This window comes from uncultured Roseovarius sp. (genome assembly GCF_947489715.1).
Taxonomy (GTDB): Bacteria; Pseudomonadota; Alphaproteobacteria; order Rhodobacterales; family Rhodobacteraceae; genus Roseovarius.
The window spans coordinates 288,125-310,140 of the sequence record NZ_CANLER010000004.1 but is presented as its reverse complement, the minus strand read 5'-3'; the positions used below and the strand labels follow the sequence as shown (position 1 = coordinate 310,140).

Below are 22,016 nucleotides of genomic sequence, written 5' to 3'. Positions count from 1 at the left end.
CGCCCGTTGCTTAGTTGGTGGCCGCGTCGACGACGGGTTTCCAGGTCGCTTCGTTCGCGGCCATCCAGGCGGCGACGGCCTCTTCCACCGATTGTCCGTCAACGTCGATCTGACCCATCAATGGCTGCTGATCTTCGACTGAAAGCTGGTAGTTGGTCAGTATTTCAGCAGCGGCGGGCCATTTGTCGGCCATACCGGACCAGGACGCTTTGAAAATCCGCGACGGGGCGAAATCGCAATCATTGACTGCGTTGGGATTTGGACCCCAGGCCGGATCTTCGAAACAGGCGGCTTCGCCCACCGGCAGATCAACGAATTGCACATCATAGGCCGACATCGCCCAATGCGGCTGCCAGAAGGTAATGAGCAGTGGTGATTTCTTGTCCGTCGACGCGCGCAACTCCGCGATCAGCGCGCCCTCGGATCCCGCTGGTACGGCCTTGAACGGCAGGTCCAGCCCCGTCATCCGGTCGGCCCCCGGCGTGCCCCAATCGGCGGGATAATCCACCAGACGGCCCGCAGGCAGGGTTTCAGCGGTGGCGAAATTCTGTGCGCATTCCTTCAGCGCTTCCCAGGCGGGCAGGCCTGGGCATATCTCGGCCACATGGGCGGGATAGGCGATGCCTTCCTTGGCATCCAGCCCCAGATCGCCCAGCTCGGTCACGCCACCGGCCTCGACCTGCTTGGCATATTCGTCTGATACGTTCGACGACCAGATTTCCATCGCACCGTGGATTTCGCCATCAGCCATCGCCTGATACATGTTCATGTAACCGGCGGTCACATATTCCACGTTATAGCCCGCCGCTTTCAGCATCTCACCGGCGATATGAGTGCTGACATGCTGACCGGTCCATTCATTGACCGCCAGCTTGATCGGCTCATCCACGGCACCCATTTCAGCGGCACCGGCGACACCCGCTACACAAGCAAAGGCCACGCCTAAAGTCGTTGTTTTCATCATTATATCTCCCTGATGTTTTTATTGACTGGTGAGTCAATATAACCTTCGCAGGCCAAGCGCAACTGATTTGATTGTGAATAGCGCCCCCACCTGCCAGTCTTGCACAGGCCATGCGAAAGCAAAATAGGGTCTCACAAGAATAGGTTGCTAACGTGTGGGTCGAGGGCGCAGCAAAAGTGGTCCATAGATCACGGCAAAGCCTATAAAAGCAAGGCACCAAGACCCGCCAGAAAGCGCATAAAGCACATCGGCCGAAGATGGCATGAAGCCCGCCAGAAGCCGCACAAGAACCGCAGCGATAAGCGCCAGATAGATCATGGTCGTCGCGCTCCCGGCGGTCAGATCACGACCGGTATGGCCCAAAGTCGCCCTTGTCATTACCGCCAGTGTCATCAGCCCGATGGCGCCGGCCATCCACAGGTGCTGCCCCGCCGCCGGATCAAACGTGCCATGCCCCAGAATCCCGACGCCCAATGCCAATGCGCCCACTGGGATAAAGACATATCCTGCGTGCAGCACCCAAACCAGCGGCTCGGACAGGCAATGGTGACCGCACCAGCGCGAAAGCCGTAGGGCCTGCACCAACCCGGCCAGAATCAACGCAATGCCAGTCGGATCGGTCCGGGGTGCAAAAACCCAAAGCAAAATCGCCAGCAGCGTCAGGACAAGCGTTGCCTTGTCGAACCGCGCCATCGGCGGCACCGGACGCGCAGTACTGCCCTGCCCGGCCAGCCAATTGCGGGTGAAGGACGGGATGATCCGCCCGCCAATGACGCTGATCATCATGACCGCCGCGCCCAGCATCACCCGGAATCCGGCGGCGCGCGCGGCGACCTCTCCCTGTGCGGCCTGCCAGTGAAAAAGCAAGCCGCCCGTTATCAGCGCCAACAGCATCACCAACACGATAAGGTTGCGCCAGTTCTTACCCGCCACGATCTCACGCGTCAGCATCGCGGCCAGCGCAATCAGAAAGGACATATCCAATAGTGCGACCACTACCGGCGGCAGATGGACCGAGGTCATCATCGCGCCGCGCCCGATGATCCAAAGCGCAGCCAGTAACCCCAGCCGCCAACCCACGACCGGCAGCCGTCCGGTCCAGTTGGGCACCGCTGTCAGTAAAAAGCCCGACACGATGGCGCCCAGATAACCGATGATGAAAGCATGCGCGTGCCAATCCACCGGATCGAATGCCATCGGCAAGCTTATGCCGCCCGCCAGCATCCCAACCCACAGGACCATCGCCAGCGCAGCCCAAAGTGACCCAAGGAAAAAGAAGGGCCGAAACCCGAAGGACAAAACGGCGGGACCGGTCCAGTCGCGCATCTGCTGGGCCGAACTACTGGCCATCTTCGGCACCCTTTGTTCTGATCTGCGACAGGACTGTGCCATCCTGGGCGCAGGTAAACCGCACCCGCGTTGTCTGGAAACGGAACGTGACCCGGAACCGCCCGGCATCCTCACCTTCACCCTTCTCAGAGACACTGGTGATCTTTCCTGCCCGCATCAGGCCAGGCACTTCGGAGGGTTCGCAACCTATCAGTGGCGCCAGATCAAAAGCGTCAATTATGACACGATCACCAGCGACTTCCAGCTTCATCGCGCAGCCTCCAACGGGGTCAGCGTGCAATCGGCCAGCGTGTGCTGATCCAGTGCCGCCAGAAAGGCCTGTTCGGCGTCACCCAGATAGTGTTTCAGGCAGCAGACCGGCGTGATCGTGCAACCATCGCCCGAACTGAAACACTCCACCAGCGGTTGACCCTCTTCCAGAATTCGCACGATGTCGCCCAGTCTAATCTGATCCGCGGGACGGCCCAGTTGAACGCCGCCGCCTCCACCTCTGCGGCTTTCGACCATCCCCGCATTGGCCAAAACGGCGATTGATTTCGCCAGATGGTGACGTGACAATTTGAACTCGTCGGCAATCTCGGCGGTGGAAAAGGCCCGCTCCGGCGCGCTGGCCAGCCGCATCAACGCGCGAAATCCGATATCCGTGAAAGAGGTAAGGCGCATCGCAATCCATCCATCATTATTTGATTTGGTATCTTAAATACTAATTTCTAGGCGTATATGAAAAAAGTCAGCCCGCGACCCTTAGCCGCGCAACTTACCCCTCTTGCGCCTGCAATCTGCCTGCGGTTAGGTGGCGCCAAACCGGCCACCTTGCAAAGGCATGCCCCATGTCTGAACCACAGAAAATCATCGTCATCGGTGCCGGGATCAACGGTGTGTCAACTGCAATCTGGTTGCGGCGCGCGGGCCATGATGTGACGCTGCTGGACAAGGACGGGCCCGGCGCAGGCGCGTCTTTCGGGAATGCCGGCCTGTTGGCGCAATGGGCGATCATTCCGGTCAACACACCCGGGCTGATGAAAACCGGGCTCAAGTATCTGGCCAACCCGAAATCGCCGCTTTTCATGCAATGGAGCTACCTGCCGAAGATGCTGCCCTGGCTGATCAGGTTCCTATCCCATGCCAACGAGGATGGTGCCCGCCGCATGATCGAAGGGTTGATCCCCATCCTGACCGACAGTGTGGCGCAACATCAGGCCCTGACCCGTGGCACCAGCGCCGCGGAATTCGTGGCGCTCAGCGATTTCAGCTATGCCTATGAAACTCGCGCCGCTTTCGATGCCGACAGCTATGGCTGGAAATACCGCAGCGACGCGGGCATGGCACCCGAACTGATCGAAGGGCCGGCGGTGCAAGAGGCTGAACCGATCCTTGGTCGCCGTATCCAATGTCTTGCCGTAACCAAGGATCATGGTCATGTCCTGAATCCCGGCGGATATCTAAAAGCGCTGGCGCAGGTTTTGATCGAAGAGGGCGGCACGCTCCGACAGGCCGAGGTCACGGACCTGACCCTGACCGATGGCCGCATCACCAGCATTGAAACCGATCAAGGCAGCCTGACCTGCGATCAGGCAGTGTTGGCGGCGGGCATCTGGTCAAAACCCCTGATGCGGAAGCTGGGATTGAATGTGCCGCTTGAGGCTGAGCGCGGGCATCATTTGCATCTCCAGAATCCGTCGCAGATGCCCCGAAATCCGATGATGGTCACAACCGGAAAATTCGGGGTCACCCCGATGAACGACGGCCTGCGTTGTGCCGGTACGGTCGAACTGGGCAGCATTGAAAAAGGTCCGTCGCGCAAGGCGCTTGACCTGATCCGACATTACATCGCACATACCTTCCCCGATCTGACCTATGACAGCGCCGAGGAATGGCTGGGTTTTCGCCCCTCAACACCGGACAGCCTGCCCCTAATCGGAGAAATCGCCCAGACCGGTGTACATGCCGCTTTTGGGCATCAGCATATCGGGTTGACGGCGGGGCCCAAGACCGGACGTCTGGTGGCAGACCTGATTGAGGGCCGCCGTACAAATCTTGACCTGACACCTTATGATGCCAACCGGTTCGGGCGGCGGTAGCAAGACGGCGCACCTTGGCCACCTAAGCGGATGAAACCGCCAGAAGCGCGCCAAGATCGCACCAGCCAAAGGCTTAAACACGCATTTTTATGGCGCTACGCCGTCAATCCCCGGCCCTTCAATAGCGCATCGACCCCCGGCAGACGTCCGCGGAAAGCCAGATAAAGCTCTTCGGCGTCACGTGACCCACCAGTTGACAGGATGTTTTCCTCCAAGGCCGACGCTTTTTCAGCGTCGAACGCATCGCCAACTTCCTCAAAGGCAGCAAAGGCATCGGCATCCATCACCTCGGACCACATGTAGCTGTAGTAGCCCGAGCTGTAGCCATCGCCAGAAAACACATGCGCGAACTGTGGGGTTGCGTGACGCATGGTGATGGCATGGGGCATGCCGATATCGGCCAGCACCTCGGCCTGTTTTGCCATCGGATCAGATGGTGCATCACCTTCGTGGAAGGCCAGATCGACAAGCGCCGAAGCGACGTATTCGACCGTCTGGAACCCCATGTCGAAAGTGGCAGCGCCCAGCACCTTGTCCAACATGTCCTTGGGCATCACCTCGCCGGTCTCGGCATGTGTGGCAAATTCGGCCAGCACGGCGGGCACTTCCAGCCAATGCTCATAAAGCTGGCTGGGTAACTCCACGAAATCGCGTGCCACGTTCGTGCCCGAAATACTCTCATAGGTCACGTTCGACAGCATCTGATGCAAGGCATGACCAAACTCGTGAAACAGCGTGCGGGCATCATCATAACTCAGAAGCGCCGGGTCGCCCTTGGCAAAATTGCAGACATTGATCACGACCGGCCCCTGTGCTTCGGGGAATTTCGCCTGACCCCGCATCGCAGAACACCATGCGCCCGAGCGTTTGGAGGCACGGGCGAAGTAATCGCCGATGAAGATAGCGACATGCTTCCCCTCGCGCGTGACCTCCCATGCGCGGCAGTCAGCATGATAGAGCGGCACGTCGAGCGGTTTGAACTCCAGACCGAAGAGGCGCGTGGCACAGGCAAAGGCAGCCTCGATCATGCGATCCAGTTGCAGGTAGGGCTTCAGCGCAGCCTCATCCAGATCATGCTCGGCCTTGCGGCGCTTTTCGGCATAGTAGCGCCAGTCCCAGGGTTCCAGATCACCATTGATGCCATCCTGCTGCATCATGTTGGTCAGAATCTCGGCATCCGCCACGGCGCGTGCACGGGCCGGCCCCCAGACATCCATCAGCAATTTGCGCACGGCGGCCGGGGTTTTGGCCATCTCGGTTTCCAGCTTGAAGTCGGCAAAACTGTCATATCCCAGAAGCGCCGCACGCTCCTGTCGCAGTTGCAACGTCTCGGCCGCTATGGCGCGATTATCCGTGTCGCCCCCATTGGCCCCGCGCGCGGCCCAGGCGTTGAACGCAATCTCGCGCAGGTCGCGACGAGGGGAAAATTGCAGGAACGGCACGATGAGCGAGCGCGAGAGCGTGATGACCGGGCCATCCAGCCCTTTTTCACGGCCCGCTGCGCGCGCCGCATTGATCACGAATTCCGGCAGCCCCTCCAAATCGCCTTCGGCAAGTTCCATATACCAATTGGCTTCATCCGCCAGCAGGTTCTGCGTAAAGGCGGTGCCCAATTCGGCCAACCGCGCCATGATTTCGCGCATCCGTTTGTCCTGATCGCCGGTCAACGCCGCGCCTGCACGCACAAAACTGCGTCGTGTCAGGTACAAGAGCCGATCCTGTTCGGGTGACAGGTTCAGCGTGTCACGCGCCTGCCATAGTGTGTCGATCCGCGCAAAAAGCGCTTTGTTACCATGAACTTCTGAACTGTAGGCCGCCAGTTTGGGGCTGAACGCGCGTTGCAGCTCCTGCCGTTTCGGGTTGCTGTCCGCCCCCGCGACCGAAAAGAAGACTGACAAGACCTTATCAAGCGCCTTGCCGGATATCTCCAACGCCTCGATCGTGTTGGCAAAACTAGACACCTCGGGATTGTCTGCGATCGCGTTTATATCCGCCCGCGCGTCGGCCAGCGCCGCGTCAAAGGCAGGTTCAAAATCTGCGTCCGTGACCAGATCAAACGGCGCGATGTTGAACGGGGTTTGCCAGTCAGCCAGCAGCGGATTTGTCATGGGTATCTCCTTTGCCGCCACAGATAGGGCAATCGGCACGGGGTTTAAGGGTGAATTTGCGGCTTTCGCCATAAAGCGCATCGTAGATCAGCATTTCACTGCGCAGGGCCGTGCCCGCCCCGGTGATCAGCTTGATCGCCTCACCGGCCATCATCGACCCGACGACACCGGGAAGCGGGCTCAGCACGCCTGCCTCGGAACATGATGGTGCCAATTCCGGCGCAGGGGCCTCGGGAAAGATGCATTGGTAACAAGGTGTGCCTGTTGCCGGGTCAAAGACGCTCAACTGCCCCTCCCACTGCGACAAGGCACCGGAAATCAGCGGCTTACCGGTGGCAACCGCGGCGGCATTGGCCAGGTAGCGCGTATCGAAATTGTCAGTACCATCAAGGATCACGTCATAATCGGTAAAAAGTTCCCGGGCGATCTCGGTCGTCAGGCGGCGATGATACGGGCGCACGGTCACCGTGGGGTTTTGCGCCTGCATCGCGCGCAAGGCGGATTGCACCTTGGGCGTGCCGATATCGGCGTCGCGGTGGATGACCTGCCGCTGCAGGTTTGAATTCTCGACCAGATCATCGTCAATTACGCCGATTGTACCCACGCCCGCCGCCGCAAGATAAAGCAGAACCGGTGATCCCAGCCCCCCGGCCCCGATGACCAGAACCTTGGCCTCGCGCAGGGCTTTCTGACCCGGGCCGCCAATTTCGCGCAGCACGATATGACGGGCATACCGCTCCAACTGAGCCTCGGTGAAACTGGTGGAGGGTGCGGGCGTAGATTGTGTCGGCTGGACCTTGGCCCGCAGGCGCTGCAACCCCGCCCGATAGGCTAGTATCAATGACGCCGCTCCCCCAAGCATCAACCACAGGGCGGCACTTTCACCCGTCGCCTGACGCAACGCATGCCCGTCCGGCAGGATCAGATGCAGGATCACGACGCCCAGCCACAACAGGCCAATCATGCTCCACCGCAGGGCCTTGGGCGTGCCCATCGCCACCCCGATGCCCCAAAGCGCCGCTGCCAGAGCCAGTACCAGCAACATCAGCCACGCCCCGTGGAGCCGAAACCACCTGTGCCGCGCGCGGTATCCGCCAGCGTTTCGACCAGATCGAATGTCGCCTGCACAACCGGAGCCACGATCATCTGGGCGATCCGCATGCCGTGGGTCACATGAAAGGACACGTCGCCTGCATTCATTACGATCACACCCAAAGGCCCCCGGTAATCGCTGTCGATCGTACCGGGCGTGTTGGGCAGGGTGATGCCATTCTTTAGCGCCAGGCCCGAGCGCGGGCGCAACTGCACCTCGAACCCTTGCGGTATGGCCAGGCGCAATCCGGTGGGCACCAACACCCGTGCGCCGGGGTCGATCACAATACCGTCGCGGGCACCTTCAGCAAAATTCGCCCGCAGATCGGCACCCGCCGCACCCGCGGTCTCGTAGGTGGGCAAGCCCAGGGAACGGTCAGCGCCCGCATCCCAAATGATCTGAACCGTGATCATCCCCTGCCCCTTCACCTTTTCAGAAATATGCGCATATCCTCAGGTCAGCGCCTTGGCGATCCGTTCAGCCAGCCGGGCGGCAACCTGATCTTTGGCCATACGCGGCCAATCCTCGACACCTTCCTCCGAAATCAGGGTGATGTCGTTCTCGATCCCGCCCATGATGCCCGTGCCCGCGCTGACATCATTGGCAACGATCCAGTCGCACCCCTTGCGCTTGCGCTTGACCGTGGCGTTTTCAACCACATCATCCGTCTCGGCGGCAAAGCCGACCACCAGGCGCGGCCGGTGCTTTTGAAGCTGCGAAACAGTCGCCAGAATGTCCGGGTTCTCGGCAAAGTCCAGCTTGGGCAATCCGCCCTTGGTCTTTTTCATCTTGCTCGTGCTTTCCTTGGCCACGCGCCAATCGGCAACGGCCGCGGCAAAAATGGCCGCATCAACGGGCATCGCGGCCTGCACCGCCTCTAACATCTGCTGTGCGGTCTGGACGCGCACCACCTGCACGCCTTCGGGGGGCGGCACATCGGCAGGACCGGTAACAAACACCACCTCCGCCCCCAGGGCGGATAACGCACGGGCAAGCGCCGTGCCCTGCGCCCCCGAAGAGCGATTGGCGATGTAGCGCACCGGATCAATCGGTTCATGCGTCGGGCCTGAGGTGACAAGCACGCGCTTGCCCTTCATCGGGCCGTCCACCAGCGCCGCTTCGATCGCCGCCACAATTTCCAGCGGTTCCGCCATGCGCCCGGGCCCATAATCGCCGCAGGCCATATCGCCCTCATTCGGGCCAACAGACATGATGCCGTCTGCGTCCAGCGTGGCGCGATTGCGGCGGGTTGCACGGTGTTCCCACATCCGCACATTCATCGCCGGCGCAATAAGCACTGGCGTGTCGGTCGCCAACAACAGGGTCGAGGCCAGATCATCCGCGTGGCCACCCACCATTTTCGCCATCAGGTCGGCGGTTGCCGGCGCCACGACAATCAGATCGGCACTGCGGGACAGTTCGATATGGCCCATCTCTGACTCATCGGTCAGGTCAAAGAGGTCACGGAACACTTTCTGTCCTGCCAGCGCCGACACCGACAAAGGCGTCACAAACTCGGCCCCAGCCTTGGTCAGAACCGGTGTCACCTGCGCCCCGCGTTCGCGCAACCGTCGGATCAGGTCCAGCGATTTGAACGCCGCGATACCACCGCCAATGATTAAAAGGATGCGCTTGGATGCCAGCATGGGCCGTCTTCCTTGTTAAGTTGGCGTGACAGTATTGCGGGATAAACTGAGTGACAAGGGCAGCGAAACCTCTCAGCCGGCACTTACTGGAAGGCCAGGCACGGGTCGGGACGCTGTTGCGCCGGGCTTGATACAACCTCGTCGAATACGCCCTGCAAAGGGGCACCATCCTCGGTCTGGCCCAACACAAAAACCTCAAGCCCGGGCCTGACATGCGCCAGTATGGCGGGCATGCCCCAATCCTTGCGCGCGTGCCCATTGCCCGTAATCACGGCGACCGGCCCACCGGTTTCCGCCATCGCCTCGACGGTCCGACGTGCCAGCATCGCATCGCGAAAACGCTGGATGTCTACCATCGGGGCCAGCATATTATCCGGCAAGGCATCGCAATGCGCGCCGTCCTGCAATGCCTCACGCGCAGCCTGTTCCTTGTCCACCAAAGGCGTCGTCAGGCCATATCGGTCAGCTTCGTCGCCAAAGGCGCCCGCAATGCCCGACGTCATCGCCGCGCGCGCCACCTCACGCGAAACCGCGGCCCCATATATTTGTGTGTTGGAGGCGGTGAAAATCGGGTAATACATGCTGAAATCGGGCCAGCCGCTGTCTGACCATTTCAGAACATCCGCCAACGCCACCTGGTCTTTCAGCAGCTCGGGCGTGACGCGCGCGGCTTGCTCTGCGCTCAGCATTTCAAACACGATCGCTTTGGGCTCAAACGCCTTGATACGTTCGGCCTGAACCTGATGATGACCGGGATTATCGTGGACTTCGCCCAAAATCAGCACGTCCTGCGAAGACGCTGGCAAGGACAAAAGAAAAAGCTGGACCAGCGCCGCGAAAAGCAGGTGTTTCATACCAGCAGGTTATGCACCTCGGACCCGTGACGTTCAAGGTGCTTGCGCATCTTCTGAAACGCCGCCGCCTCTAGCTGTCGGACACGTTCCTTACTAAGGCTCAACTCGTTGCCCAGACTTTCCAGCGTGCGCGGCACCTCACGCAGTTTGCGTTCGCGGACGATAAACCGCTCTCGTTCATTCAACGCGCCCATCGCCTGCGTCAACCAGGTCCGAAGCGCCGCGCGGTCATGATCCTGTTCGACCAGTTCATCGGCCTGCGGTCCTTCGTCTTCGATGGTATCCAGCCATTGTCGCCCTTCATCCTCGGACGATTGCGTGGCATTCAGCGAAAAATCCGAACCAGCCAGCCGGCCCTGCATCATCTCCACATCGCGCAATGGTACGCCAACCTCATGGGCGATCATCTCGCGCAGCTGGTAGCCGTCAAGCTCTTCGCCCTTCGACATCGCCTCCCGCTCAATTCTGGCCTGAACCCGGCGCATGTTGAAAAACAGCGACTTCTGGCTCGACGTGCTGCCGGTGCGCACCATCGACCAATTGCGCATGACATATTCCTGGATCGACGCCTTTATCCACCACACCGCATAAGTCGAAAAACGAACCCCCCGGTCAGGATCAAACTTGTCCGCAGCCTTCATCAGGCCCAGCCCCGCCTCCTGAATCAAATCATTCATCGGCGCACCGTAGCGACGGAACTTCGAGGCCATTGAAATTGCCAACCGCATATAGGCATTGATCAAGCGATGCAGCGCGGCCTCGTCCCGTTCGTCGCGCCAAGCATAGGCAAGCGCACGCTCGGTTTCAGCGTCCAGCATCTCGGCCCGCATGGCGGTGCGCGACATGGTGTTTTGTTGAGGGGCGTCCAAGGGCATGATCATATCCAACCTGTCAGAATGGAATTTGTTCCTTTTTTAGTCTCTCACAGAGTGTTACGCAGACCCAATCAAAGCAGATCAATTTGGGGTGCAATTTTGTCATGTTACCAGAACTGACATTGGTGCTTGGGGGTGCAGCCTCGGGCAAATCAGCCGTTGCCGAGGGGCTGGCAAAGGGGTCGGGACGTGGGCTGATCTACCTGGCAACGGCCGAAATACACGACAATGAAATGCGTGCAAAGGTTTATAAACACAGGGAAATGCGCGGCCCGGGCTGGAAAACGGTCGAGGCGCCGCTGGATCTGGGCCCGGCGCTGAACCGCGCACCCGGCGACCACGTGGTTTTGCTTGATTGCGCAACCATGTGGCTCAGCAATCATTTGCTGGCCGAAAGCGATCTGGCCATGGCCGAGGCGGATTTGATGACGGCGCTCACGATGTCTGCTGCGCCCGTAATTGTCGTGTCAAACGAAGTCGGGCTGTCGGTTGTCCCTGAAAACGCCCTGGCCCGCAACTTTCGCGACGCCCAGGGTGCCTTGAACCAAAAACTTGCCGCCAAGGCCGGGCTGGTGGTGAATGTCATCGCAGGATTACCGCAGGTGCTGAAAGGCACCATGCCATGAGCCGATTTTTCTGGGTCCGGCACGGGCCGACCCATGCCAAGGCGATGGTGGGCTGGTCGGATATCCCGGCGGATCTGCGTGATACGGCAAAGATTGCCCGCCTCTCAGCCCATTTGCCCGAAAATGCGCTTGTTGTTTCATCCGATCTGGTGCGGGCAACGGCCACCGCCGATGCCATCGCCACAGGGCGTGATCGCTTGCCGCATGATCCCGATCTTCGCGAAATCCACTTTGGCACCTGGGAAATGCAGGGGTTCGATCATATCGAAGACCAGGATCACGTTCGCGCCTTCTGGGATCAACCCGGCGACGTACGCCCCCCGCAAGGCGAAAGCTGGCACGAGGTCGTCGCGCGGGTGGATCGTGGCGTCACGCGGCTGATGGCGGCACATCCGGGGCGCGATATCATCGCGGTTGCCCATTTCGGGGCGATACTGACACAGGTGCAGCAGGCGCTTCAGGTTGGCGCTTATGAGGCGTTCAGCCACAAGATCGATAATCTGTCGGTCACCGATCTGCACTGGGACGGCGCGCGCTGGCACGCCGGCACGATCAATCACATTCCGTGATGGGGATGCCCACAAGCTTTCGTTTTGATCACCCTTAACGGCACGCTACGCTGTCAACATGACATATGACCTTATCCTCGGCGATTACGCCTATTCCAGCTGGTCGCTGCGCGGCTGGTTGCTGTTCGAACGCTTCGGTATCGCCCGCCGGACCGAAATGGTGGATTTCAAAAAGGGTGGCGTGCCCGAGCAGATGCCGGGCTGGGCACCGGCCAAGACCGTCCCTGCCATACGCACACCCGACGGTGCGATCCTGACGGATTCGATTGCCATTGCCGAGGAGTTGGCGACACGACACCCCGATGCCGGGCTCTGGCCCAGCAATCCGCTGGCCCGCGCCACCGCCCGCAGCCTGACCGCCGAGATGCATTCAGGTTTTGCCGCTCTGCGTAGTGATTGCCCGATGAACCTGCGGCTGGCCTATGTCGGGGTTGACCCGTCCGATGCGGTAAAAGCTGATCTGCGACGGCTTGAGGCGATCTGGGATCACGCGCGAGAGGTTTGCGCGCCCACCGGGCCCTGGCTGTGTGGCGAATATTCCATCGCCGATGCGTTCTATGCCCCCGTAGCTGCGCGGATCGCTGGCTATGGGCTGGATGTTTCGACCAGCGCGCAGGCCTATGTGGCCGCACATCTGGCCGACCCGGCGTTCCGGCGCTGGCGCGCTATGGGTCTTGTGCACGGCAAGGTGCTGAACCGTTACAAGAAACCCTTTGCAACAACCGACTGGCCCGGACCATCCCCGTTGCCAGCACAGGCCGCAGACGGCACGCCGGAAAACATCAACTGCCCCTATTCCGGCAACCCCTCGACCCATATGTTGGCGCTTGAAGGACGGGTATTCGGTTTCTGCAACGCCTTTTGCCGTGATAAGACCGCCGCGGACCCGGCAGCATGGCCTGCCTTCATGGCCCTTCGCGACCATGCGACGTAGCTGCTATTAAAAGGAGCGCTGCCGCGCGCTTGTTTTTCGAAACCTTGAGCAAGCTGCACCAAACGAGCGTGCCCTCGTGACGAAAATGATTGGTGCCGCGTCTTCTTTCCAGAACGCGTCACCGCAGATCCAGATCATTTATTAAGACTTCCTCAATCATTGCGGACATAACGTTAATTTCGGGTCGTTAACCAAGATTGACGAAAGGCAGGGGAATGGTCGCACGCGCCTACACGGTCGCATTTGAAGGCGTTGAGGCACGACAGGTCGAGGTGCAATGCGCCGTGACCCCCGGTATGCCCGCATTTTCCGTCGTGGGCCTGCCCGACAAGGCCGTGAGCGAAGCACGCGATCGGGTGCGCACAGCACTCAGCTCAATGGCCATCGCGCTGCCCTCAAAACGCATTACCATCAACCTCAGCCCCGCAGACATGCCAAAAGAAGGCAGCCATTTCGATCTGCCCATCGCCCTGTCGTTGCTGGCAGCACTCGAAATCATCCCCAAAGACGCGGTCGAAGGCACCACCTCATTGGGAGAGCTTTCGCTGGACGGTTCCTTGGTGCCAGTCATCGGCGCCCTACCTGCGGCAATGGCCGCGGCCGCGGAAGATCACACCTTGCTTTGCCCCCGCGATTCAGGGGCCGAGGCGGCCTGGGTCGATGCCGTTCAGGTGCTGGGCGCAGGCTCGCTCGCGGATGTGGTTCGGCATTATACCGGTCAATCCCCGCTGCCCCCCGCTGAACCGGGAGAGGTCACCCATGACACAGGCGGGCGCGACCTGCGCGACGTAAAGGGTCAGGAACGCGCTAAACGCGCCCTGGAAATCGCCGCGGCCGGGCGGCACCACCTGATGATGGTGGGCACGCCGGGCTCGGGCAAATCCATGCTGGCGGCGCGCCTGCCCGGTATCCTGCCGCCCCTGACCGCGCCCGAAGCGCTGGAAACCTCGATGATCCATTCCCTGGCCGGTTTGCTGGACGAAGGTGGAATCAGCCGCAGGCGACCTTTTCGTGAACCGCACCATACCGCCTCAATGGCCGCCATCATCGGTGGCGGTCGGCGCGCCGGCCCCGGCGAGGTCAGCCTTGCTCATAATGGCGTGCTTTTCATGGATGAGTTTCCGGAATTCCCCCGTGCCGTGCTGGAAACCCTGCGCCAACCGATCGAGACAGGTGAGGTGATGGTGGCCCGTGCCAATGCCCATGTGAAATATCCCTGCCGTTTCATGCTGGTGGCCGCAGCAAACCCCTGCAAATGCGGGTATCTCAGCGATCCGGCCCGTGCCTGCACCCGCGCCCCGATCTGTGGCGAGGATTATATGAGCCGCATCTCGGGCCCGCTGATGGATCGCTTTGATCTGCGGGTCGAAGTGCCTCCCGTCGCCTTTACCGACCTGGACCTGCCAGCCTCGGGCGACAGCTCTGCCCAGGTCGCCGCACGGGTGCTCGGGGCACGGGCGGAACAACAGGCGCGGTTCGCGGACCGGCCCGACATGCGCCTCAATGCCGATGCCGAAGGCGAGGCTCTGGAGGAGATCGCAACGCCCGATACCGAAGGCCGCGTCCTGCTCACAAAAGTGGCGGAACGGTTCGGACTTAGCGCCAGGGGGTATCACCGGGTGCTCAGGGTCGCCCGCACAATCGCCGATTTGGATAGGTCACCGGATGTGCGCCACCCTCATGTGGCCGAGGCGGTCAGCTATCGCTTGACCGGGGTGAAAGAGCTTTGATCCAACCCGCCAGATCGCGCAACGTATCGTCGGCCTCGGGCAGATATCCCTGAAACAACGGCCAGACATGCGGCAGATTGCTTTCGATCTTGCAGGTCACATCAACGCCCTGTTTCTTGAGTTTCTCGGCCATTCGCAATGTGTCGTCGAGCAGGATTTCCCGATCGCTTGCCACCATCCAGACCGGCCCGGCACCGGTGAAATCGGCAAATAACGGGGACGCACGCGGGTTCGTGGGATCGGCCCCATTAAGGTAGAGCCGCGCCAGTTCCGAGGCGCGCTTCGCCGGCAACACAACATCCAAACGCTCATTATCGCGAAAACTATCGCCGGAAAAGGTCAGGTCGGTCAGTGGCGACATCACGAATGTCCCCAAAGGCTGCGGCAGGCCAAGGCGTGAAATTTCACCCAGAAGCGCTAATGCCATACCACCGCCCGCGCTGTCACCGCCGATAATGATGCCATTGGGCGCATTGCGCACGAAACGGTAGGCAATCACCGCGTCCAGCAGCGCCGTGGGAAAGCGATCCTCGGGCGCGCGGCGATAACTTACGATCGCCGCGGAAAGGTCGGTATAATGCGAGACCCAGGCCACCAGCGCACGATGGGTATGGGCTGAGCCAAAAACATAGCCGCCACCGTGAAAATAGAGGATCAGTGGTCCGTCATCCGACGCCTCGACACTCAGTGTCGGGACCGATCCGGCGGTGCCACCCACACCCTTGATATCAAAAACCGTCCCCTTCGGTGACCGCAGGAACGTCCGCGCCTTCCTCTCGAAGCGGCGGCGTATCCGGTCGTGGCTCGCGCGCTCAAGAGTAGGCTTTTCCGTCGTCCGCAACCAGCAATTCAGAAGGTGTTGGCGTATACTCATATGCGTTTGGCCTCAATCGCTTCCCAGATTTGCGCGGCAACATTGATACCGTCAAAACGCTCCAATTCCTGAATGCCGGTCGGCGAGGTAACATTGATTTCGGTCAGATAATCACCGATCACATCAATGCCCACGAAAACTTGGCCTTTCTCACGCAAGAGCGGCCCGATCGTGGCACAAATCTCACGGTCGCGGTCACTGAGTTCGATCTTTTCCGGCCGCCCGCCCACATGCATGTTCGACCGCGTCTCGCCCTTGGCAGGTACCCGGTTGATCGCGCCAACAGCCTCGCCATCCACCAGTATCACCCGCTTGTCGCCTTTGGATACGTCCGGCAAAAATTTCTGCACGATCAGCGGCTCGCGGCTGAACCCGGTAAACATCTCATGCAATGAGGTCAGGTTGCGGTCTTCCTTTTTCAGCAGGAAAACACCCGCACCGCCGTTGCCGTAAAGCGGTTTGAGGATCACGTCGCCATGTTCCTCCTTAAAGGCGCGGATCGTGTCCAGATCGCGGGCGATGGCGGTCGCAGGCATCAATTGCGGAAAATCGAGGATCAGCAGCTTTTCCGGAAAGTTTCGTACCCAAAACGGATCATTCACCACCGTCGTGCCCGGCATCAGGCGCTGAAGCAGATGCGTCGTCGTGATGTAGAACATGTCAAACGGCGGGTCCTGGCGCAGCCAGACCACGTCAAACCCAGCCAGATCAACCGTCACTTCGTCGCCCAGGCGGAAATGATCGCCCTCGACTCGCTGCACATTCAGCGGCCAGCCCCGGGCAGTCACCCGTCCCTGATCATAGGACAGTTTGTCGGGCGTATAATAGAAAAGCTCGTGCCCACGCGCCTGCGCCTCTTCGGCCAACCGAAAAGTGCTATCCGCATTGATGTCGATCGGGCCGATCGGATCCATCTGAAAGGCGATTTTCATAGTGTAGCCCCTTGTTTTCAGCATCCTTTAATGAAGCAAGGATGGTCAAGGTGCAATTCAGAAATGACTGAAAGCGTTTTCGAATATCTGAACCCGGCCAGTACCGTCCATCGCGGCCAGATCAAACCGCACATCGCTAAGCTGACCATTGGGCGTCCGGGCCAGATATTCGGACGCCGCCGCGTGGATACGCCGCATCTGCGCGGGCCGCAAACTGCAAATGGCCGCATCAATGCTGCGTGCTTTCTTGACTTCGGTGAAAACCAGCAATTCGCCTTGGCCAAAGATCAGGTCAACCTCTCCGCCGGCCCCGCGCCAGCGGGTTTCGATCAGCGCATAGCCCAACCGGGCATATTCTACAGCCACGCGATCTTCGGCGGCGCGCCCCGACAACTCGGCGCGTTGTCCGGCATCCCGGCGCGCCACTGCGGCGACCTCGGATTGCGCCTGATCATCTGTCATTTACCTGCCTCCAGTTTCAGCGCCAACTGATAGACCTGTCGTCGTTTCATCCCCGAATCAGCCGAGACCTGATCCGCCGCATCGCGCACCGACAGCGTTTCAAGCGCCTCAACCAGATGCGATTCTACATCGGCATCGCTAATTGTTGATGAATCTCCCCGGCCGATCAGCACGACCACTTCACCTTTCAGGCTGCGTGCCGCGCAGGTTTCAGCCAGGTCTGCCAGGGTGCCGCGCATCACCTCTTCGAATTTCTTGGTCAGTTCCCGTGCGACTACCGCCTGCCGCGCGCCCCCCAGCACGTCCGACGCATCCTTCAACATGGCCGCGACGCGCTTGGGCGATTCGTAGAAAACCAGCGTCCCGGGCACCTGCGCCAGCGCGCTCAGCGCGGATTTCCGCCGGGATTTCGTGTTCGGCAAGAACCCCGCGAAATGAAACTGATCGGTGGGCAGGCCGGCCAGCGTCAACGCGGTGATTACCGCCGACGGACCCGGCGCCGAGATCAGCGGCAAGCCAGCCTCGACCACCGCACGGCCCAGATCAAACCCCGGATCAGCCACCATCGGCGTCCCCGCCTCGGACGCGTAGACCACCGATTTGCCCGCGGCCAACGCCTCAATTATGCGGGGGCGTACCCGATCGCCATTGTGATCATGATAGGCCAGAACCGGCCTGTCATTCAGCGCAACCCCGTGAATATCCATCAGTTTGCGCAGGCTGCGCGTGTCTTCTGCGGCCAAAACGTCCGCCGAGGCCAGGATATCCAGCGCCCTCAGCGTGATGTCCCGTGCCGTGCCAATCGGCGTCGCAATCAGGTAAAGACCCGGCGACAGCTTGCTCTTGATCGGATTCACCACTGGACCCGCCCCGTATGACGTTTATGATTGCCCTCAAAATCGCGGCAGCCGCTCACGCACGCCGCTCAGAGGGAGTTTACCTGTCCATGTTCGCCGTTTTATCCGCCGCCCGCAAGGCATTCACCCGTCTTGCCCTGCTTGTCTCGATCCTGTGGATCGCCGCCTGTCAGCCTGCCTCGCTCAGCAATACCGGCATCATCCCCAGCGGCAAGGTCGCAGTGGCGCTTCTGGTGCCCCACGGCTCCGCCAGCGATCAGGAACAGAAACTGGCGCGCGATCTGGAAAATGCCGCCCGGCTTGCGGTCACCGATCTGGACGGCGTGGCGATCGACCTGCGGGTCTATAGCACCGCAGGCAATGCCGCACGGGCTCAGGCCGTCGCGCTCGAAGCGGTGGGGGACGGAGCCAAGATCATCATCGGCCCGTTGCATGCGGAATCGGCCAATGCCGTGGCCGTTGCCGTCGCCGACAAGGGCGTCAACGTGCTGTCCTTTTCTAACAACAGCACGATTGCCGGTGGCAACCTCTTCATTCTGGGGCAAACCTTCCAGACAACAGCCAACCGGCTGGCCCGTTACGCCGCCAACAATGGCAAGTCCCGTGTCATGACCGTCTATGCTCAGAACCTGGCCGGGCAACTGGGCAAACAGGCCATCGAAAAGGCGGTCAGCGCCAATGGCGGATCGAATGTGGGCAGCGTCAGCTATGAGTTTTCGCAAAATGGGGTGGTCGCCGCCGTCCCGCAGATCACGGCCACGGCTGAATCAAGCAGCGCCGACGCGATCTTCCTGACCGCCAATTCGGCGGGTGCCCTGCCGCTCTTCTCGCAAATGCTGCCCGAAGCCGGCCTGCCACCGGAAAAGATGCAATATATCGGCCTCACCCGCTGGGATACGCCGCCCCAAACCCTGTCGCTGCCCGGTGTTCAGGGCGGGTGGTTTGCCCTGCCCGATCCCACCCGTGCGGCACAATACAAAAACCGATTTACCAGCAGCTTTGGCGAAACGCCCCACCCGCTCAGCGGTCTGTCCTATGACGGGATCGCCGCCATCGGCGCGCTGGTCAAATCCCGCGGACGCGGCGCGCTCAGCCGCGATGCGCTGACCCAGGCGGCGGGCTTTCAGGGCGTGACCGGCATTTTCCGCCTTCTGCCCAACGGCACGAATGAACGCGGTCTCGCCGTGGCCACGATCCGCAACAACCAGCTTTCGGTGATTTCCCCGGCACCGCAGGGCTTTGGCGCGGCAGGATTCTAAACAAGGCAACACAAGACGCGATGGAAAAGACCCCGCTTCTACCGGATGATCTGATCTGCCCGGCAGAAGAGATTTTCGACACCGCCGCCACACAGGCCCTGCTGGACGCCGCCGCCCGTGACAGCGACGGCGATCCCATCGCTTTGCGCAAAGCCGCCGTTGCAGTGCTGAGCGAGGCGCAGAAAACCGGCCGCGATGCCATCGCCGCGGCGCTCGCGGTCCATCCCTTCACCGCCACCGCCGCCACGCGATCCTATAGCTGGCTGACCGATTGCATCATCCTGGCCGCTCTCGATCTGGCCACGCAGCACCTGCACCCCCTGCCCACCCCGACCGAAGCTGAGCGCATTTCAGTCCTTGCCGTGGGCGGGTACGGGCGTGGCGAAATGGCCCCGCAATCGGATGTCGATCTGCTGTTTCTGACGCCCTACAAGATCACCCCCTGGGCCGAAAGCGTGATCGAATCCATGCTCTACATCCTGTGGGATCTGCGCCTGAAAGTCGGCCATGCCAGCCGTACGATCCGCGATTGTCTGCGCCTGGGGCAGGAAGATTTCACCATTCGCACCGCCCTGCTGGAAAACCGCTACCTGGCGGGCGACGCGACCCTTTCGGACCAGCTGAACCAGCGGCTTTGGAAAGAGTTGTTCAAGGGCACGGCCCCCGAATTCATCGAGGCCAAGCTGACCGAACGCGACATCCGCCACGAAAAACAGGGCGGCCAGCGCTACATGGTCGAACCCAACGTCAAGGAAGGCAAGGGCGGGCTGCGTGACCTGCACTCGCTTTTCTGGATCGCAAAATACCTGCACCGGGTGCAGGACATCTCGGAACTGGTGCGTCTCAAGGTGTTCACCGAGGAAGAGTTCGACAAATTCGCCAGCGCGCAGAACTTCCTCTGGGCGGTGCGCTGCCACCTGCACCTGGCCACCAAGCGCCCGAATGACCAACTGACCTTTGACATGCAGGTCGAGGTTGCCGACCGTATGGGCTATGTCGATATCGCCGGGCGCCGGGCGGTCGAACATTTCATGCAGGATTACTTTCGTCACGCCACCGTCGTGGGGGATCTGACGCGGATTTTCGTGACCAAGCTTGAGGCCGCGCATGTCAAATCCGCCCCCTTGCTGCAACGAATCTTTCACCGCAAGCGCAAGCTCAAGGACGGCTATACCGAGGTGCATGGCCGCATCGGCATTACCAGCGAGAGGAAGTTCCTGAAGGATCGCCTGAACCTGCTGCGCATCTTCGAGGAAGGGCTGCGCACCGGCATGCTGATCCACCCCGACGCGATGCGACTGGTCACCGCCAACCTGCAGATGATCGACACCGAGATGCGCGAAGACCCGGTGGCACAGAAGCTGTTCCTCGACCTGTTGCTGAAACACGGCAACCCAGAACGTGCGCTCCGGCGGATGAACGAACTGGGCGTACTGTCGGCCTTCATCCCCGAGTTCGAGCCGATCGTGGCGATGATGCAATTCAACATGTACCATCACTACACGGTCGACGAGCATACCATTCAGTGCATCAGCCAGTTGGCCCAGATCGAACGCGGCGAACTGGTCGACGATTTGCCGGTCTCCTCCACGATCTTCAGCGAAGGCATCAACCGCAAGGTGCTTTACGTGGCGTTGCTCTTGCACGATATCGGCAAGGGCCGCACCGAAGATCATTCGATCCTAGGCGCCAAGATCACCCGCAAGGTTGCCCCGCGCCTGGGACTGAAACCCAAAGAGGTCGATACCGCCGAATGGCTGGTGCGTTATCACCTGCTGATGTCGGATATGGCCCAGAAGCGCGACATTGCCGATCCGCGCACCGTGCGCGATTTCGCCAAGGCGGTGCAGACCCGCGAACGGCTCGACCTGCTGCTGATGCTGACGGTCTGCGATATCCGCGGCGTTGGCCCGGGCACCTGGAACAACTGGAAAGCCTCGCTTTTGCGCGCGCTTTATCGCCAGACCCGGCGCGCGATGGATGGCGGGCTCGAGGCGCTCAACCGCGAACAGCGCGGATCGGACGCCAAGCGCAATCTGCGCGAGGCGCTGGAAGGCTGGAACGCCAAGGACATCAAGATCGAGATTGCCCGCCATTACCCGCCCTACTGGCAGGGCCTGCACGTCACCGCTCATGCGGTTTTTGCCCGGCTTCTGCGCGACCTCAAGGAGGGCGAGATCGCGATCGACCTGCACCCCGACGAAGATCGCGACGCCACCCGTGTCTGTTTCGCACTGGCCGATCACCCCGGCATCTTCTCGCGCCTCGCGGGGGCGCTGGCGCTGGTCGGGGCAAATGTCGTCGATGCGCGCACCTATACCTCCAAGGATGGCCACGCCACGCCCGCCTTCTGGATACAGGACGCCGAAGGCCACCCCTATGACGCTGACCGTCTGCCACGCTTGCGCCAGATGATTCAGAAGACATTGAAGGGTGAGGTCGTCGCCCGCGAAGCGATCAAGACCCGCGACAAGATCAAGAAACGCGAACGCGCCTTCCGCGTGCCGACCCATATCACCTTCGACAATGAAGGCTCCGAGATTTATACGATCATCGAGGTCGATACCCGCGACCGCCCCGGCCTGCTTTATGATCTGACGCGCACGCTGGCCGACAATAACGTCTATATCAATTCAGCGGTGATCGCGACCTATGGCGAACAGGTGGTCGATACCTTCTATGTCAAGGACATGTTTGGCCTGAAATTCCATTCCAAGCCGAAACAGGAAGCGCTGGACAAGAAATTGCGCAAGGCCATTGCCGAAGGTGTGGAACGGGCAACCGCCTAGGCGCCGGGACGGG

Annotated in this window: 21 protein-coding genes; 7 read left to right on the top strand and 14 right to left on the bottom strand. The window is 60.7% G+C overall.

Annotated elements, in window-relative coordinates:
• Positions 1–10 precede the first annotated feature (10 nt).
• The 4 genes from Q1B27_RS13250 to Q1B27_RS13235 all read right to left on the bottom strand — a co-directional run bounded on the left by Q1B27_RS13250 (position 11) and on the right by Q1B27_RS13235 (position 2,977).
• Complete coding sequence (locus tag Q1B27_RS13250) at positions 11–961, bottom strand: ABC transporter substrate-binding protein (RefSeq protein ID WP_299848257.1); 951 nt, start codon at positions 959–961, stop codon at positions 11–13.
• 150 nt (positions 962–1,111) lie between these two features.
• Positions 1,112–2,314 (bottom strand): NnrS family protein, encoded by a 1,203-nt coding sequence (locus tag Q1B27_RS13245; protein WP_299848256.1) that lies wholly within the window; start codon positions 2,312–2,314, stop codon positions 1,112–1,114.
• Positions 2,304–2,564 (bottom strand): DUF6522 family protein, encoded by a 261-nt coding sequence (locus Q1B27_RS13240; RefSeq protein WP_299848255.1) that lies wholly within the window; start codon positions 2,562–2,564, stop codon positions 2,304–2,306. Before Q1B27_RS13240 ends, Q1B27_RS13245 begins: the two co-directional genes overlap by 11 nt.
• Positions 2,561–2,977 (bottom strand): Rrf2 family transcriptional regulator, encoded by a 417-nt coding sequence (locus tag Q1B27_RS13235; RefSeq protein WP_299848254.1) that lies wholly within the window; start codon positions 2,975–2,977, stop codon positions 2,561–2,563. The genes Q1B27_RS13240 and Q1B27_RS13235 overlap by 4 nt, the downstream gene beginning before the upstream one ends.
• A gap of 167 nt (positions 2,978–3,144) precedes the next feature.
• On the opposite strand from Q1B27_RS13235, the gene Q1B27_RS13230 reads away from it, so the two are divergent.
• Entirely contained in the window at positions 3,145–4,395 is a 1,251-nt protein-coding gene (locus tag Q1B27_RS13230) for an FAD-binding oxidoreductase (protein WP_299848253.1), read from the top strand.
• A gap of 95 nt (positions 4,396–4,490) precedes the next feature.
• Here the strand turns inward: Q1B27_RS13230 and Q1B27_RS13225 are convergent, their stop codons facing one another.
• The 6 genes from Q1B27_RS13225 to Q1B27_RS13200 all read right to left on the bottom strand — a co-directional run bounded on the left by Q1B27_RS13225 (position 4,491) and on the right by Q1B27_RS13200 (position 10,971).
• Positions 4,491–6,503 (bottom strand): M3 family metallopeptidase, encoded by a 2,013-nt coding sequence (locus tag Q1B27_RS13225; protein ID WP_299848252.1) that lies wholly within the window; start codon positions 6,501–6,503, stop codon positions 4,491–4,493.
• Positions 6,481–7,548, bottom strand: a complete 1,068-nt coding sequence (locus tag Q1B27_RS13220) for a HesA/MoeB/ThiF family protein (RefSeq protein ID WP_299848251.1) — start codon at positions 7,546–7,548, stop codon at positions 6,481–6,483. Before Q1B27_RS13220 ends, Q1B27_RS13225 begins: the two co-directional genes overlap by 23 nt.
• A complete protein-coding gene (dut, locus tag Q1B27_RS13215) occupies positions 7,548–8,009 on the bottom strand; it encodes a dUTP diphosphatase (protein ID WP_299848250.1) in 462 nt (153 codons plus the stop codon). Before dut ends, Q1B27_RS13220 begins: the two co-directional genes overlap by 1 nt.
• Positions 8,010–8,048: 39 nt before the next feature.
• Complete coding sequence (gene coaBC, locus Q1B27_RS13210) at positions 8,049–9,242, bottom strand: bifunctional phosphopantothenoylcysteine decarboxylase/phosphopantothenate--cysteine ligase CoaBC (protein WP_299848249.1); 1,194 nt, start codon at positions 9,240–9,242, stop codon at positions 8,049–8,051.
• A gap of 83 nt (positions 9,243–9,325) precedes the next feature.
• Positions 9,326–10,096: a ChaN family lipoprotein gene (locus Q1B27_RS13205; protein ID WP_299848248.1), complete on the bottom strand. Its 771-nt coding sequence runs from the start codon at positions 10,094–10,096 to the stop codon at positions 9,326–9,328.
• Complete coding sequence (locus tag Q1B27_RS13200) at positions 10,093–10,971, bottom strand: RNA polymerase factor sigma-32 (RefSeq protein WP_299848247.1); 879 nt, start codon at positions 10,969–10,971, stop codon at positions 10,093–10,095. The genes Q1B27_RS13205 and Q1B27_RS13200 overlap by 4 nt, the downstream gene beginning before the upstream one ends.
• Before the next feature lie 104 nt (positions 10,972–11,075).
• On the opposite strand from Q1B27_RS13200, the gene cobU reads away from it, so the two are divergent.
• The 4 genes from cobU to Q1B27_RS13180 all read left to right on the top strand — a co-directional run bounded on the left by cobU (position 11,076) and on the right by Q1B27_RS13180 (position 14,830).
• Positions 11,076–11,597 carry a bifunctional adenosylcobinamide kinase/adenosylcobinamide-phosphate guanylyltransferase gene (cobU, locus tag Q1B27_RS13195; RefSeq protein ID WP_299848246.1) on the top strand — a complete coding sequence of 174 codons (522 nt, stop codon included), beginning with the start codon at positions 11,076–11,078 and terminating at the stop codon, positions 11,595–11,597.
• Complete coding sequence (locus Q1B27_RS13190; protein ID WP_299848245.1) at positions 11,594–12,166, top strand: histidine phosphatase family protein; 573 nt, start codon at positions 11,594–11,596, stop codon at positions 12,164–12,166. Before cobU ends, Q1B27_RS13190 begins: the two co-directional genes overlap by 4 nt.
• A 58-nt stretch (positions 12,167–12,224) precedes the next feature.
• The gene (locus Q1B27_RS13185; RefSeq protein ID WP_299848244.1) at positions 12,225–13,100 is read left to right on the top strand and encodes a glutathione S-transferase; all 876 of its coding nucleotides are present in this window, start codon (positions 12,225–12,227) and stop codon (positions 13,098–13,100) included.
• 215 nt (positions 13,101–13,315) lie between these two features.
• A complete protein-coding gene (locus Q1B27_RS13180) occupies positions 13,316–14,830 on the top strand; it encodes a YifB family Mg chelatase-like AAA ATPase (RefSeq protein WP_299848243.1) in 1,515 nt (504 codons plus the stop codon).
• On the opposite strand, the gene Q1B27_RS13175 is transcribed toward Q1B27_RS13180, so the two are convergent.
• Genes Q1B27_RS13175 through rsmI form a run of 4 tightly spaced genes read right to left on the bottom strand, consistent with a single transcriptional unit; the run spans position 14,796 to position 17,955 of the window.
• Complete coding sequence (locus tag Q1B27_RS13175; protein WP_299848242.1) at positions 14,796–15,704, bottom strand: alpha/beta hydrolase; 909 nt, start codon at positions 15,702–15,704, stop codon at positions 14,796–14,798. The two genes, Q1B27_RS13180 and Q1B27_RS13175, sit on opposite strands and share 35 nt — an antisense overlap.
• Entirely contained in the window at positions 15,701–16,636 is a 936-nt protein-coding gene (gene gshB / locus Q1B27_RS13170; RefSeq protein WP_299848241.1) for a glutathione synthase, read from the bottom strand. Before gshB ends, Q1B27_RS13175 begins: the two co-directional genes overlap by 4 nt.
• 57 nt (positions 16,637–16,693) lie before the next feature.
• Complete coding sequence (locus Q1B27_RS13165; RefSeq protein WP_299848240.1) at positions 16,694–17,098, bottom strand: YraN family protein; 405 nt, start codon at positions 17,096–17,098, stop codon at positions 16,694–16,696.
• The gene (gene rsmI / locus Q1B27_RS13160; protein ID WP_299848239.1) at positions 17,095–17,955 is read right to left on the bottom strand and encodes a 16S rRNA (cytidine(1402)-2'-O)-methyltransferase; all 861 of its coding nucleotides are present in this window, start codon (positions 17,953–17,955) and stop codon (positions 17,095–17,097) included. Before rsmI ends, Q1B27_RS13165 begins: the two co-directional genes overlap by 4 nt.
• An 89-nt stretch (positions 17,956–18,044) precedes the next feature.
• Between rsmI and Q1B27_RS13155 the strand changes: the two genes are divergently transcribed.
• Both Q1B27_RS13155 and Q1B27_RS13150 read left to right on the top strand, forming a co-directional pair.
• Positions 18,045–19,214, top strand: coding sequence for a penicillin-binding protein activator (locus tag Q1B27_RS13155; protein WP_299848332.1), 1,170 nt, complete (start codon positions 18,045–18,047; stop codon positions 19,212–19,214).
• A gap of 20 nt (positions 19,215–19,234) precedes the next feature.
• Positions 19,235–22,003 (top strand): [protein-PII] uridylyltransferase, encoded by a 2,769-nt coding sequence (locus Q1B27_RS13150; protein WP_299848238.1) that lies wholly within the window; start codon positions 19,235–19,237, stop codon positions 22,001–22,003.
• Positions 22,004–22,016 lie beyond the last annotated feature (13 nt).

Excerpts from the sequence above, each read along its gene's own strand:
- Q1B27_RS13250 (WP_299848257.1), bottom strand. The coding sequence starts at position 961 with ATGAAAACAACGACTTTAGGCGTGGCCTTTGCTTGTGTAGCGGGTGTC.
- Q1B27_RS13245 (WP_299848256.1), bottom strand. The coding sequence starts at position 2,314 with ATGGCCAGTAGTTCGGCCCAGCAGATGCGCGACTGGACCGGTCCCGCC.
- Q1B27_RS13240 (WP_299848255.1), bottom strand. The coding sequence starts at position 2,564 with ATGAAGCTGGAAGTCGCTGGTGATCGTGTCATAATTGACGCTTTTGAT.
- Q1B27_RS13235 (WP_299848254.1), bottom strand. The coding sequence starts at position 2,977 with ATGCGCCTTACCTCTTTCACGGATATCGGATTTCGCGCGTTGATGCGG.
- Q1B27_RS13230 (WP_299848253.1), top strand. The coding sequence starts at position 3,145 with ATGTCTGAACCACAGAAAATCATCGTCATCGGTGCCGGGATCAACGGT.
- Q1B27_RS13225 (WP_299848252.1), bottom strand. The coding sequence starts at position 6,503 with ATGACAAATCCGCTGCTGGCTGACTGGCAAACCCCGTTCAACATCGCG.
- Q1B27_RS13220 (WP_299848251.1), bottom strand. The coding sequence starts at position 7,548 with ATGTTGCTGGTACTGGCTCTGGCAGCGGCGCTTTGGGGCATCGGGGTG.
- dut (WP_299848250.1), bottom strand. The coding sequence starts at position 8,009 with ATGATCACGGTTCAGATCATTTGGGATGCGGGCGCTGACCGTTCCCTG.
- coaBC (WP_299848249.1), bottom strand. The coding sequence starts at position 9,242 with ATGCTGGCATCCAAGCGCATCCTTTTAATCATTGGCGGTGGTATCGCG.
- Q1B27_RS13205 (WP_299848248.1), bottom strand. The coding sequence starts at position 10,096 with ATGAAACACCTGCTTTTCGCGGCGCTGGTCCAGCTTTTTCTTTTGTCC.
- Q1B27_RS13200 (WP_299848247.1), bottom strand. The coding sequence starts at position 10,971 with ATGCCCTTGGACGCCCCTCAACAAAACACCATGTCGCGCACCGCCATG.
- cobU (WP_299848246.1), top strand. The coding sequence starts at position 11,076 with ATGTTACCAGAACTGACATTGGTGCTTGGGGGTGCAGCCTCGGGCAAA.
- Q1B27_RS13190 (WP_299848245.1), top strand. The coding sequence starts at position 11,594 with ATGAGCCGATTTTTCTGGGTCCGGCACGGGCCGACCCATGCCAAGGCG.
- Q1B27_RS13185 (WP_299848244.1), top strand. The coding sequence starts at position 12,225 with ATGACATATGACCTTATCCTCGGCGATTACGCCTATTCCAGCTGGTCG.
- Q1B27_RS13180 (WP_299848243.1), top strand. The coding sequence starts at position 13,316 with ATGGTCGCACGCGCCTACACGGTCGCATTTGAAGGCGTTGAGGCACGA.
- Q1B27_RS13175 (WP_299848242.1), bottom strand. The coding sequence starts at position 15,704 with ATGAGTATACGCCAACACCTTCTGAATTGCTGGTTGCGGACGACGGAA.
- gshB (WP_299848241.1), bottom strand. The coding sequence starts at position 16,636 with ATGAAAATCGCCTTTCAGATGGATCCGATCGGCCCGATCGACATCAAT.
- Q1B27_RS13165 (WP_299848240.1), bottom strand. The coding sequence starts at position 17,098 with ATGACAGATGATCAGGCGCAATCCGAGGTCGCCGCAGTGGCGCGCCGG.
- Q1B27_RS13155 (WP_299848332.1), top strand. The coding sequence starts at position 18,045 with ATGTTCGCCGTTTTATCCGCCGCCCGCAAGGCATTCACCCGTCTTGCC.
- Q1B27_RS13150 (WP_299848238.1), top strand. The coding sequence starts at position 19,235 with ATGGAAAAGACCCCGCTTCTACCGGATGATCTGATCTGCCCGGCAGAA.